This is a genomic window from Chitinophaga lutea (assembly GCF_003813775.1).
Lineage (GTDB): Bacteria > Bacteroidota > Bacteroidia > Chitinophagales > Chitinophagaceae > Chitinophaga > Chitinophaga lutea.
Genome location: NZ_RPDH01000003.1, coordinates 332,864 through 345,518 on the forward strand (window position 1 = coordinate 332,864; position 12,655 = coordinate 345,518).

Annotated in this window: 9 protein-coding genes; 7 read left to right on the forward strand and 2 right to left on the reverse strand. The window is 53.7% G+C overall.

The window, feature by feature from the left end:
* The first annotated feature begins 18 nt into the window (after window positions 1–18).
* From EGT74_RS24500 to EGT74_RS24525, 6 genes are all read left to right on the forward strand, one after another.
* On the forward strand, window positions 19–1,626 hold the full coding sequence (locus EGT74_RS24500; RefSeq protein WP_123849255.1) for a tetratricopeptide repeat protein: 1,608 nt from the start codon (window positions 19–21) through the stop codon (window positions 1,624–1,626).
* A gap of 188 nt (window positions 1,627–1,814) precedes the next feature.
* The gene (locus EGT74_RS24505) at window positions 1,815–4,628 is read left to right on the forward strand and encodes a TonB-dependent receptor (RefSeq protein ID WP_123849256.1); all 2,814 of its coding nucleotides are present in this window, start codon (window positions 1,815–1,817) and stop codon (window positions 4,626–4,628) included.
* Window positions 4,629–4,780: 152 nt separating this feature from the next.
* The gene (locus EGT74_RS24510; protein ID WP_123849257.1) at window positions 4,781–5,797 is read left to right on the forward strand and encodes a phytase; all 1,017 of its coding nucleotides are present in this window, start codon (window positions 4,781–4,783) and stop codon (window positions 5,795–5,797) included.
* A gap of 314 nt (window positions 5,798–6,111) precedes the next feature.
* Window positions 6,112–6,588: a hypothetical protein gene (locus EGT74_RS24515; protein WP_123849258.1), complete on the forward strand. Its 477-nt coding sequence runs from the start codon at window positions 6,112–6,114 to the stop codon at window positions 6,586–6,588.
* A 162-nt stretch (window positions 6,589–6,750) separates the two neighbouring features.
* The gene (locus EGT74_RS24520) at window positions 6,751–9,120 is read left to right on the forward strand and encodes an ABC transporter permease (RefSeq protein ID WP_123849259.1); all 2,370 of its coding nucleotides are present in this window, start codon (window positions 6,751–6,753) and stop codon (window positions 9,118–9,120) included.
* 4 nt (window positions 9,121–9,124) lie between these two features.
* Window positions 9,125–10,096, forward strand: a complete 972-nt coding sequence (locus EGT74_RS24525; protein WP_158618293.1) for a carboxylesterase family protein — start codon at window positions 9,125–9,127, stop codon at window positions 10,094–10,096.
* Here EGT74_RS24525 and EGT74_RS24530 read toward each other — a convergent pair whose 3' ends face one another.
* Together EGT74_RS24530 and EGT74_RS24535 are read right to left on the reverse strand one after the other, a co-directional pair.
* Complete coding sequence (locus EGT74_RS24530; protein ID WP_123849260.1) at window positions 10,097–10,879, reverse strand: hypothetical protein; 783 nt, start codon at window positions 10,877–10,879, stop codon at window positions 10,097–10,099.
* Window positions 10,880–10,892: 13 nt separating this feature from the next.
* Window positions 10,893–11,945: a hypothetical protein gene (locus EGT74_RS24535; protein WP_123849261.1), complete on the reverse strand. Its 1,053-nt coding sequence runs from the start codon at window positions 11,943–11,945 to the stop codon at window positions 10,893–10,895.
* 218 nt (window positions 11,946–12,163) lie between these two features.
* On the opposite strand from EGT74_RS24535, the gene EGT74_RS24540 reads away from it, so the two are divergent.
* Entirely contained in the window at window positions 12,164–12,655 is a 492-nt protein-coding gene (locus EGT74_RS24540) for a hypothetical protein (protein WP_123849262.1), read from the forward strand.

Here is a 12,655-nt window from a genome sequence, read left to right on the forward strand (position 1 = left end):
GAACACTTTCTTTGCGGTATGATGCCGTTATTCCGCATCCTGTTGCTGCTGCTGATCACGGGCAGCCTTTACGCGCAGGAAGAAAAAACACTGATCATCCACATGCCGGAACAACGCCGGCCGCTCACCGACACCACTTTCCTGGCCCTGAAAGACTCCGGCAGTCGTGCCATGGAGCAGCAGCACTGGCTTGTGGCCGCCCGCTGTTTCCGGGAGATGGGGCGCATCTGTTACCACCTCGGGCATTACCCCCAGGCGCTCGACTATCACCTGCAGGCCGGCCGGCTCTTCCAGCAGGAAGGCGAAACGCTCCTTCATGCCGACAACCTCAACGACATCGGCACCTTATATTATTATAACCGCCAGCCTGCACAGGCGCGCACGATGTACAACGAGGCCTTCGATATTTACCGGCGCGTAAGAAATCCCGCCGGCATGGCCTTCACGCACGGCAAGATCGGGCACCTCTATGAGAAGCAGCAGCTATACGACAGCGCGTACTACTACCAGCGACTCGCCCTCTCGCAATACCAACAGATCAACGACCGGTCCGGCACCGCCAAGATTTATGAGAACCTGGGCAGCATTTATGAAGACCTCGCCCGCTACGATTCCGCCGCACAATACTTCCGCCAGGCCCTCCGGCTCAACCGCGAAATGGGCGATTCGCTGGCCTGCATCGAAGTGCTGAACAACCTCGGCGACGTGTTGCGCAAAACCGGCCGCTACGCAGAAGGGCTGGAACAATCCCGCGCCGCGCTTGCCCTCGCATTGCGCAGCAACGAACAATACCAGGTAAGCAGCGCCTACCGCGACATCGCCAAATCGCACAACGGCCTGGGGAACCACGACAGCGCTTATCACTACCTCGAACTCAGCCGCCATCATCTGTTGCAGATCTACTCACAGGAAAACGGCCGGCAGGTGGCGCTCCTGCAAACCATGTACGACATCGAAAAAAAGAACAACGAAATAGGCCGCCTCCGCAACGCCCGCAACATCACCCTCGCCCTGGTGGCCGTGGGGCTGCTGCTGGTGGTGACGGCCGCGCTCGTGATCAGCCGGCAGCGGCTGAAGATCCGCAACGCCCAGTTGCTCAATGCGCAGGAACGCCGGCATTACGAGATCGAAAAGGCGCTCATGGAATCGGAAATGGAACACAAAAAGTTGCAGGAGCATACCCTGAAGCAGGAACTGGAAGTACGGTCGAAAGAACTGAGTACCCACACCCTCCACATCATCCAGAAAAACCAGCTGCTCGAAACGCTACATGCCCGCCTCGAGGAAATGGTGCGGGAAGACCGCCGCGACCAGAAAAAACAACTGAAGCAATTGCAGCACCAGATCAACCAGAACTTTAATCACGACCAGCATTGGGATGAGTTCAGGGGCATTTTTGAACAGGTGCACCAGTCGTTTTTCGATAAACTGAAAGGCTATTGCGAAAACCTGACGCCGGGAGATCTCCGCCTCGTCGCCCTGCTGCGGATGAACCTCAACTCCGGCGACATTGCCACTTTACTGGGCATCTCGCCCGACAGTTTGCGGGTGGTGCGGTACCGCCTCCGTAAAAAACTGAACCTTCCGCAAGGCGAAAGCCTGTCGGTTTTTATACAGTCGCTTTAGTGGTAACGTTTTCTTAACAGGCATTTTGTAACGGACACGATGTTTGATTATCAACAGGTTAAAGAGGGCATGTTGCCCCTTTGTTCACGATGCCCGGCAATGCTGTAGCCTTTTTGTTCACGCCGGAAATTTGCCAATGGGGCGGTGCGGGGCACAACTTTGTGGCGTCTGCAAAAAAGACTTACCGCATGAAAACATTTTTATCATTCCTTCTTTTATCCTGTTTGAGCATAGCCGGCTATGCCCAGGGTACCGGCCTGGTTACCGGCCAGGTGATCGACAACAACCAGCATTTGTCGCTGCCCGGCGCCACCCTTCGTCTGCATCCCGGCAACCACTACACCGTGAGCAACCAGCAGGGCCGTTTTGAGTTCCTCGGTGTGCCTGCAGGCAGTTATACGCTGAAGGTCACCTATATCGGTTATGAAAGAGCATCGCAAAGCGTGGACGTAAAAGCCGGCGCGAACGCGGTGGTGAATTTCAAACTGGAGGCCGGCGGCATTTCCGGGAATGAAGTAGTGGTGCTGGGCGACCGCCTGCGCGGGCAGGCCAAAGCGCTCAACCAGCAGAAGAACAATCCCAATGTGACCAACATCGTATCGGCCGACCAGATCGGCCGTTTCCCCGATGCCAACATCGGCGATGCCATCAAACGCATTCCCGGCATCACTATGCAGAACGACCAGGGCGAGGCGCGTAATATCATCATCCGCGGCCTGGCGCCCGAGCTGAATGCCGTGACCCTGAACGGCGACCGCATCCCGTCCGCCGAAGGCGACAACCGCCGGGTACAGATGGACCTTATCCCTTCCGACATGGTGCAGACCATCGAAGTGAATAAAACGCTCACCCCCGATATGGACGCCGACGCCATCGGCGGTTCCGTGAACCTCGTGACGCGTGCCACACCTAATGGCCCAAGGGTTTCCGCTACCTTGTCCGGCGGCTTTAATCCCATCCGCAACAAACCGCTCTACAATGCATCGCTCGTGTTGGGCAACCGCTTTTTTCAAAACAGGTTCGGCGCGGTATTGAGCGCATCGTACAATAACAACGATTACGGTTCCGACAATGTGGAGGCCGTGTGGGCGAAAGACGATAAAGACAAGGTGTTCACCGAAGAGATAGAAATCCGCAAGTATTATGTACAGCGCGTTCGCCGGAGCCTCTCCGCCGCGCTGGATTACAGGATCAATTCCAGCAACACGGTATACGCCAATGCCATGTACAACTGGCGCGACGACCGGGAGAACCGCTACCGCCTCCGGATGGTGGACATTGAGCCCGAATACGACGCCAGCGACAACCTCACCGGCTATGCCGCAACGCTGCGCCGCGAAACCAAAGGCGGCATCGACAACGGGCGTAATAAAAACAGGCGGCTCGAAGACCAGCGGGTACAGAATTATTCTCTCCGCGGCGAGCACCTGATCGGCAGCAAAGTAGACCTCGACTGGGCCGCCAGTTATTCCACCGCCAGCGAAGACCGTCCCAATGAGCGTTACATGGAGTTCCAGCAGAAAGACGTACCCGTGTCGCTCGATTTATCCGATCTCCGTTTCCCGAACCTCACTTCACAGGGAAGCACTCCCAATGATTTTAAGTTTAAAGGTCTGTCGGAGAACCACGACTACACCCGTGAAAACGAACTGGGCCTGAAACTGAACCTGCGTTTCCCTTTCAGCGTGCTGCCCGATCAGAAGGGGCGGCTGAGAGCAGGGGGAAGGCTGCGCCTGAAAGATAAAAAGCGTGCGAACAATTTCTTCGAATACGAGCCGGTGACGGATTTCGGCAAACTCTCTTCCATTCCGCTGTACACCAGCGACGGGAAAGGGTTTCAGCCCGGGAAAAAATACAATCCCGGTTCGTTCGTCAAAAATTCTTTCCTCGGCGGGCTTGCATTGACCAACCCTGCACTGTTCGAACAGAACGACAATCCCGCCGAATATCTCGCCGTTAACTTTACTGCGAAAGAAACCATCATGGCCGGTTATCTCCGCTGGGACCAGGATCTGTCGTCCCGCCTGTCGATGATCGCCGGGGTGCGTTTTGAAAATACGAACATCGATTATAAGGGGAACGTGGTGGAAGACGAGGAAGAGCTGGCCGGTACGCGCAGCGTGAAGAACAGCTACCTCAACGTGTTGCCCGGTTTGTCTTTCAAATACGATGTGAACAGCCAGACCGTGCTCCGCCTCGCCGCGACCACTTCCATCGCCCGCCCGAACTATTACGATATTGCCCCTTACCTGAGCAGTGTGGCCGACGATGAAGCGCTGACCGCCGGTAATCCCAATCTGAAGGCGGCCTACGCCTGGAACTTCGACCTCATGGCCGAGCATTATTTCAAATCCGTCGGCATCCTTTCCGGGGGCGTGTTTTACAAGCACATCCGCGATTTCATTTACATGTACAGCGACCAGCAATATTCCACCGAAAAATTCGCCGCCGAATATCCTGCTGAAAAGAACCCCGTGCCCGCCGGCGAACGCTGGACGTACAAACAGGCCCGCAACGGGAACAGTGTGAAGGTGTACGGGTTTGAAGTGGCCCTGCAGCGCCAGCTCGATTTCCTGCCCGGTTTCCTCAAAGGTTTCGGGGTGTATATGAACTATACCTACACCAAATCCTCCGCCGAAGGCGTGTACAACGGCGATGGCGAAAAACGCACCGGTGTGACGTTGCCCGGCACCGCGCCGCACATGTTCAATGCATCGCTGTCGTATGAGAACAAACGTTTCTCCGCGCGTTTATCCGGCAACTATGCCGCCGCTTACCTCGACGAACTGGGCGGATCCGCTTTCGACGACCGTTATTACGACAAACAGTTCTTCCTCGACGCCAATGCCTCTTTCAAACTGACGCGCCAGCTGCGCGTGTTTGCCGAAGCGAACAATCTCACCAACCAGGTGTTGCGTTATTACCAGGGCGTTTCAGACAGAACGATGCAGGCGGAGTTTTACCGGCCGAGGTATAATTTCGGGTTTAAGTTTGACTTGTGATCGGGGCAGCTGCCAACGCAAAGATGTAGTTATTGCGTGTGATGTCTGTATGTGCCGGTTTGTGGTGATGTGTCTCGTTGATGCCGTGCCGGGCACAGGAGTCGAAGCACATGGCTCCGGTTGAATTTGTTCACCTGATTAAAGGAAATTGAATGTTAAGAAGCTATATAATTATTGTTACAGCGTTTTTATGTGCCTGCGAACCGGGCAGGGCGCCCGTTCGCGCCGATGCATTGAAGCCGGCGGTTGTTACCGAAGCCGTTGCGCACGATACCGATGACCCCGCCATCTGGATCAATGCAGCCGATACGCTGAAAAGCCTCATCATCGGCACCGATAAAGACAGCGACGGGGCGTTGTACGCCTTTGATCTCGATGGCAGGATTGTTCGTAAAGCAGGAGACCTTCGCCGCCCCAACAATGTGGATATTGCTTACGGTCTGCTGATCGGCGGCCGCCGGATAGATGTTGCCGTACTCACCGAAAGGGAAACGAACAAACTCCGTGTGTTCAAACTGCCGGAACTGACGCCGATCGACAATGGCGGCATCCCGGTATTTGAAGGCGCTGAAGAGCGGGCGCCGATGGGTATTGCGCTGTACACCCGCCCGGCTGATTCCACGATATTCGCGATTGCGGGCCGGAAGAGCGGTCCTGCCGATCAATACCTCTGGCAATACCGCCTCGAAGACGACGGCCACGGTGCCGTGAAAGGCTCGCTGGTCAGGAAGTTCGGGCAGTACAGCGGCAAAAAGGAAATCGAAGCGATCGCCGTTGATAACAAGCCCGGGTATGTGTATTACTCAGACGAAACCGTGGGTATCCGAAAATACTTCGCCGATCCGGATTCATCGTCTGCCCAGCTGGCGCTGTTCGGTACAACCGGGTTTGCTTCCGATCATGAAGGAATTTCCATTTACCCGTTAACGGACAGCACCGGTTACATTCTCGTGTCGAACCAGCAGGCGAATACTTTCATGGTGTTCCGGCGGGACAACCAAGCCTTCGTGACCGAAGTACCGGTATCGACGGTGGAGAGCGACGGGTCCGAGGTGACGGCGGTACCATTAGGGCCGAGGTTCCCCAAGGGGATGCTGGTGGCGATGAGTAACGGGAAGGTGTTTCATTATTATTCGTGGGAGGATTTTGAGGGGAGGATAAAGAAATGAGATGGGGGATAGGAGGGACGTGTAGTCCCTCCTTTTTTTTGAGACTTCTAATACTCGTTTAGAAAAGACAGCCACTATTCCTTACAAATATGTTTGTAAGCTCGTTATGACTTAATTTCTGTTAAAGATTGTTTTGTATATCTGCGATTTTCATATCTTTAATCGACAAGTAAAGTCTAGTGCCGAAAATCTGCTTTAATACCGCTATTCTTGCTCGTAGTTCTCCTATTTAGAAGAGGCAAATGTTGGTTCTTTCTGAACCACTTATGTTATGCTCCCCGAAGAACATTTTTAACCTCGTAATCCCATTTTCTATGAAACGACTAATGCTCTGCTATTTAGCCTTTATTCTTTTTACATCCTGCCTGACTACCAAAAACTATGTCGAAACAAATTACTATGAAATTGTGCCGGAACTTGGCTACCATCTTTACGCAACAAGCGCATGTAAAGGTGAAACGATAGGATTTATTCCTGCAGGTGTGCCTGTTTACACCAAATATCCTGGCCGAAAGAAAAGTGTGCTTATATCTTATGGTTCACTAAGCGGCTATGTAAGAGTGCTGAAATACGGAAAATCAAAAAATACTGGCTATACAATATTACCAGCTGAGTGGATTGAGACGCAGAATAAACAACTTGCTGAGTACAATAAAAAGAAAAGCAGTATTCAAAGCAGCTCTTTGTCCGGAACTTCAACGGGTGGCTCAGTTCAGGTTAAAGGCTATTATCGGAAGGACGGAACATACGTGCGGCCACACACGCGAAGTGCTCCAACAAGAAAATATTAAAGTGGTTTGAATTCGAGTTTATTGCGGGAGGCAAAATGCTCCCGCCCGCTTCCGCACACCCCCCTGTACCGAAACCGAACAAAGTAGAAATATTTCTCAGTATAAATTGATGTATATTAGATAGTTGAATCACTGGCACATTATTTTCAACACCACGTCCGTATGTTTACCAACTATCTTAAAATCGCCTGGCGGAACATCATCCGCAACAAATCGTTCTCGGCCATCAACATCCTCGGCCTGGCCGCCGGTCTTGCCTGCAGCCTGCTGATCATGCTGTGGGTGCAGGACGAACGGGGGGTGGATGCGTTCCATACCAACGGCGACCGCCTGTACCAGGTGTACGAGCGCAGTACGTTCGACGGTAAAACGGAAGGGATGTATAACACACAGGGGCTGCTGGCGCAGGAACTGAAAAACGTGATCCCGGAAGTGGAGTACGCCAGCGGGTTGGAATCGAACGGCACAGCCACGTTCGAGGCGGGCGACCGTATCGGGAAAATGACGGGCTCCTTTGCGGGAGAAGACTTCTTCTCCATGTTCACCTATCCATTGCTGGAAGGGACGGCGCAAACCGCACTCAATACGCCGGAGGCGGTGGCGATTTCCCGGAAAATGGCGGAACAGTTTTTCGGCAGCGCGGCAAAAGCGGTGGGGCAGCCCATCCGTTTTGAAAATAAACTCAACCTCACCGTCACGGCGGTTTTCGATAACCTGCCGGTCAATTCCACGCATCAGTTCGACTTCGTACGATCATGGAAAGCGTTCGTGCAGGAAAACGTCTGGGTCCATAACTGGAGCAATACCAGTCCTGCTACTTATGTGCAGCTGCGCGCCGGGGCGGACGCTGCAAAGGTGAGCACCAAAATCAAAGACTTTATTTACCGCTATAAAGGCAAACAACCGGAAATGGTGGTGGAGCTCGACTTGCAGCCATTCCGCGAAAGGTACCTGCACTCCGCTTTCGAAAACGGCACAATCAGCGGCGGGCGTATCGAATATGTACGGATGCTGAGCGTGGTGGCGGTGTTTATCCTGCTGATCGCCTGCATCAACTTCATGAACCTCGCCACGGCGCGCTCTGCAAAACGTGCGAAGGAAGTGGGCGTGCGGAAGGTGGTAGGGGCGCAACGTTCGGCGCTCATCGGGCAGTTCGTGGGAGAGGCGCTGATGCTGACCTTCTTTGCCGTACTGGTGTCGCTGTTTGTGGTGGTCTGTATCCTGCCGGCGTTCAGCCAGCTCACGGGTAAACAGTTAAGCCTGCCGGTAGGCCAGCCGTTTTTCTGGCTGGCTCTGACGGGGTTGATGATCGTGACGGGTTTTGTGGCGGGCAGTTACCCGGCTGTTTTCCTCAGCAGCCTCAAGCCGGCGCGTGTATTGAAGGGCAGCCTGAAGTTCGGGCAGGGGCCGGCGATATTCCGGAAAAGCCTCGTGGTGTTGCAATTCACGCTCACCATCGTGCTGCTGATCGGGATGATCGTGATGTACCGGCAGATGGACTACTTCCGGTCCCGAAACCTGGGATACGACCGGGAGAACCTGCTGTATATACCGTTGGAAGGCAACCTCCTGCAGCAGTTCGACCTGTTCAGGGAAGAAGCGGGCCGGCTGCCGGGTATCCTGTCGGTGTCACGGATGCGGAACTCACCTACGGTGATCGGTCACCATAGCAACGGCATCGAATGGCCGGGCAAACCGGACGGGGTTGCGGTGTCTTTTGCGGATGCGGTGGTGGGATACGACTTTGTGAAAACCCTGAACCTGCAGGTGAAAGCGGGCCGTGATTTTTCAAGGGCGTACGGGGCGGATTCCTCCGGCTTCCTGGTGAACGAATCGGCGGTGAAGAAGATGGGCCTGGCGGATCCGATCGGCCAGCCCGTTACTTGGGGCAACCGCAAAGGCAGCATCATAGGCGTACTGAAAGATTTTCATTTCAATTCCATGCACCAGGCCATCGAACCGCTGATCGTGCGGCTGGATGAAAATTTCAAATGGGGCACGGTGCTGGTGCGCACGGCGGCGGGCAAAACGCAGGAGGCATTGACCGGCCTGGAGAAACTATCCAAAACAATCAACCCGAAATTTCCTTTTACGTACCAATTTTCCGATCTTGAGTATAACAGGCTGTATAAAAGTGAAGCGGTGGTCAGCAAGCTGGCCGGTGTTTTTGCCTTCCTGGCGATCTTTATTTCCTGCCTGGGCCTGTTCGGGCTGGCGATGTTCACGGCCGAGCAACGCACCAAAGAGATCGGCGTGCGGAAAGTGATGGGGGCATCGGTGCCGGATATCATCCGGTTATTGTCGAAAGACTTCCTGAAACCGGTGGTGATCGCCATGCTGATCGGCTTTCCGTTGGCCTGGTACACGATGTACCGCTGGCTGCAGGGCTTTGCCTATCAAACGGACATGGTGTGGTGGGTATTTGGGCTGGCCGCCTTCGTGACCGTCAGCATCGCCACACTGACGGTGAGCATGCAGAGCCTCCGGGCCGCGTTAACGAACCCTGTAAAAAGTTTAAAAGCAGAATCCTGATATCATGAGCCGTTCAAAAGAAACCGTCCTCGCTGCCCTGGTGCTGTTGCTGGCTGCGCACGTAAGCGCGCAGCAGACCGTACAGAAATTTATCCGCGAAACGCCTTACCTGCTGTACCTCCCGCAGCAGTATGACGCGAATCCTTCCAAAACCTGGCCGCTGCTGATGTTCCTGCATGGCTCGGGTGAAAGAGGAACGGATGTGGAAAAAGTAAAACAGCACGGCCCGCCGATGTTGATCGAGAAAGGGAAACAGTTCCCCTTCATCGTGGTGTCGCCGCAGGCGCCGGAAGGAAGAGCCTGGGATGCTGCGCTGCTCAAGGAACTGCTGGCCGACGTGCAGAAAAAATACCGCGTGGACGATGACCGTATTTATCTCACCGGTCTCAGTATGGGCGGTTACGGTACCTGGGATTTCGCGATGTCCTCTCCGCAACTGTTTGCGGCCATTGCGCCCATCTGCGGCGGTGGCGACGCTTCAAGGGCATGGCGGCTGAAAAACATACCGGTATGGTGTTTTCATGGCGCCAAAGATTACGTGGTGCCGCTGGATGCGTCGCAACGGATGATAGATGCCGTGAAACCCATTAATAAAAACGTGAAATTCACCATCTACCCGGAAACGGGCCACGACAGCTGGGTAGAAGCCTATAATAACGACAGCCTCTACACCTGGCTGCTCTCGCAGAAACGTTACCGTCACCGGCCGGTGCCGGTTGCGGAAAATGTGCTGAAAACCTATGAAGGCGCCTATGCGGGTCAGAATACGGACACGGTTACCATCGTCCTCGAAAATGGCAAACTGGTTGCCGGTTCCCGTAAAGGCAAAATCGAATTGAAGCCCGGCGCCGACAATATCTTCTTTTTCGATGAGAAAGCTTTCGATCACATGGAGTTCACCCGCAAGCCGGACGGCACGCCAGCGGAGCTTATACTGGTAGGAGACAGGCGGCAGCCGTTCAAAAAGGTCAGATAATTACCGCGTAAAAAGATAACTCACCGAAACGCCGAGGTAACTGCCGGTAAAACTGAACGTGCCCCCTTCCACAGGCTTGTCCGGTAGCGTGAAGCGGTAAGTGCCGGTGGTAGCGTCCGTGAACGACAGGGTGCCTTTCAGGCTGGCGCGGATGGAATGCCCGTACCGGAATTTCCAGGTATGCCCGCCGGACAAATGATAAGTCATCCACGGCTTCCGGTGATTGTCGCTATTCCACTCACCCGATTTGAAAATATAATAACCGTTGTTGTACCACACGGACTCGGCCATGCTCACATCGATCGGCGAGGCATACAGCAGGCTGACGCCGGCCGCAACATGCCAATGGCGTCGATGCTTCACCATCCATCGTTTTTCTACTTCGACGGGCAGTTTCGCATATACCAGATCCATTTCACGCGAACCGGCCCCCAGGTTAGTGAGATCATAGTTCATCGGCGGCGTGAAAGCTTCTTTGGGAACGTTGTAAATGATACTGTGCCCCGTAACGCCGGCGCCCAATCCCACGGTTATCCAAAAGCCGCCCGTCAGCGGGAGGTACGCATTGAACGTTCCTTCGAACGCACCCACGCGGCGGCTATAAAGGCCAAACGGCCGTTTATCGCCGTTGATATCCGCTTTGGCGGCTAAGCCGGCGGTGGCGGTGAAGCCCATGTGCCAGCGGTCGCGTTGGGCGTTGGCAGGAGAGGAGGCCAATGTGATCAGCAAGGTTAAAATACCGGCAGCACGAAGAATGCTGCCGGCGTTCCGGATATTGATCATATCATTCGTTTACTCAGTTGATAGCCAATGTGCCGGTGGCGATGTTGAGCGCGTCAAACGTGGCAAATACCTGGCCCGGCATGGTTTTCCACCAGGTGGCGTATCCCCGCCGCACTTCCTTCATTTCTTTTCTCTTCTTATATCCGTTCACGGGATGGCGTCCGGTGAAGTTCCAGGTGTTGCTGCAGTTATTATCGTAGATGGTGCCTCCGTTGCCGGCTGCAATATGCGCCCTGGAACGTTTCCAGCGGTTGCCGCTTTTTACATAGGAAACAACTTTCCCTTTGGCGCTGCTTCTGACCCATATCGAATTTAAAGCAACTTTCAGTTCGAACTTCCTGCTGCCGTCGGGCGAAGTGAAATTTTTTGTTCTTCTTTTGTTGGAAATGCAGCCGATCAGCATCGGGCTTACCCCGATCGATGCAGGTTGAAGGTCGGTGCTGAGGGTGTATACGGTCGTGCCGATTTTAAGCTGGTAACCGGGGCCGAATACGGTGTTCTCCGAGTTGTCGAACGACATGTCGGAATTGTCGGGGTGGGCGCCCGTCATGTCCGCAGCCAGCCAGTTTTCTTCAATGATCTCCAGTTCTTTCCGTTTGGATGTATAACCCGGGAAGAGATTTTCGAATGCGCGATAGGTGGCGAACTCATCAAATCCGGTGGTCACATCCATGTCATCGAGCTGCTCGGGCGTGAGCGTGGGATACAGATTTTCATAATTGGCATTGTGCGTTTCATAATTGGCGTCCAGCTGGTCAAGCACGGTTTGCAGGTCCGCCTCACTGTTGAAACGCAGGAGGCCGGAGTGATATTCATGTGTGACAATAACGCCCGCATATTGTACGGATTGCTCTCCGCCGGGTTCCTCACATTTCCAGAAAGGTTCGCAGGCGGGGTCGGAACATGGATCGGACAGTCCGTAACAATGCGGGGGAACGGGACTGTTTTGCCGGAGCTCGCTGGCAGACAACATTTTCTCCTCCGCGTCGGGTTTGTTGACGGATTTGTGGCAGGAAACAAATGCAGCCAGGCAGGATGCTAACAAAAGGATTCGGGAATGGTTCATGTGCTTAACGGGATTTGGTTATGAGATCGGATGTAGGATTACGCTGGGCTTTCGATTCATTCTTCAGGCTAACACTGCATTCGGGTCAAATGCATTCCGGGTTACATTTGTTAAAGCTATAAAGAAGCGGATGAATTGTAATACAACGTAAGTGGTATTCAATGGCCGCTACTATCGTTAATCCACACTTTTGTTATCTTTATCGCCAAAGCATTGTTATGGAAGATGCCGCTATCCGGGCGCAAGACCCTCATCATGTACCCGTACCTCCGGAAATCCCACAGATGACTTCGGACAATAAGTCGCGGGCGAAATCAAAACGCTGGTTGAACTGGCTACCGTTTGGCATATTGCTGGGCGGCATAACGTATACCCTGTATACTGCTGCTACTACTGACGTGATCTTCACCTACAAAAATTATGGTGCCATCTTTTTGCTGCTCGCCTGCGCAGTATTCATGGTACTGAAGCCACGCCCCGGTAAAATCCTTCTGCTGATCACGATCCTGCTGGGTACTTTCAATCTCATCGCTTTTACACCAACCGTAGTAACTTATCGATTCTACGTAACCTCACTGAAAATAGGTCCTCCAGCTATACAGGTGTTCTCATTCTTTGTACTGCTGCTGTTTGTAGTTGTGAATTTTGATAAAGTGAAGGCCTGGAAGGGGAAGCTCCTTACCCCGAAAGTTTACGAGAACATGGAGTAA

Bases quoted from the DNA above. Each gene is read 5' to 3' on its own strand.
- EGT74_RS24535 (WP_123849261.1), bottom strand. From the start codon at position 11,945: ATGAACCATTCCCGAATCCTTTTGTTAGCATCCTGCCTGGCTGCATTT.
- EGT74_RS24530 (WP_123849260.1), bottom strand. From the start codon at position 10,879: ATGATCAATATCCGGAACGCCGGCAGCATTCTTCGTGCTGCCGGTATT.
- EGT74_RS24505 (WP_123849256.1), top strand. From the start codon at position 1,815: ATGAAAACATTTTTATCATTCCTTCTTTTATCCTGTTTGAGCATAGCC.
- EGT74_RS24525 (WP_158618293.1), top strand. From the start codon at position 9,125: ATGAGCCGTTCAAAAGAAACCGTCCTCGCTGCCCTGGTGCTGTTGCTG.
- EGT74_RS24515 (WP_123849258.1), top strand. From the start codon at position 6,112: ATGAAACGACTAATGCTCTGCTATTTAGCCTTTATTCTTTTTACATCC.
- EGT74_RS24540 (WP_123849262.1), top strand. From the start codon at position 12,164: ATGGAAGATGCCGCTATCCGGGCGCAAGACCCTCATCATGTACCCGTA.
- EGT74_RS24500 (WP_123849255.1), top strand. From the start codon at position 19: ATGATGCCGTTATTCCGCATCCTGTTGCTGCTGCTGATCACGGGCAGC.
- EGT74_RS24510 (WP_123849257.1), top strand. From the start codon at position 4,781: ATGTTAAGAAGCTATATAATTATTGTTACAGCGTTTTTATGTGCCTGC.
- EGT74_RS24520 (WP_123849259.1), top strand. From the start codon at position 6,751: ATGTTTACCAACTATCTTAAAATCGCCTGGCGGAACATCATCCGCAAC.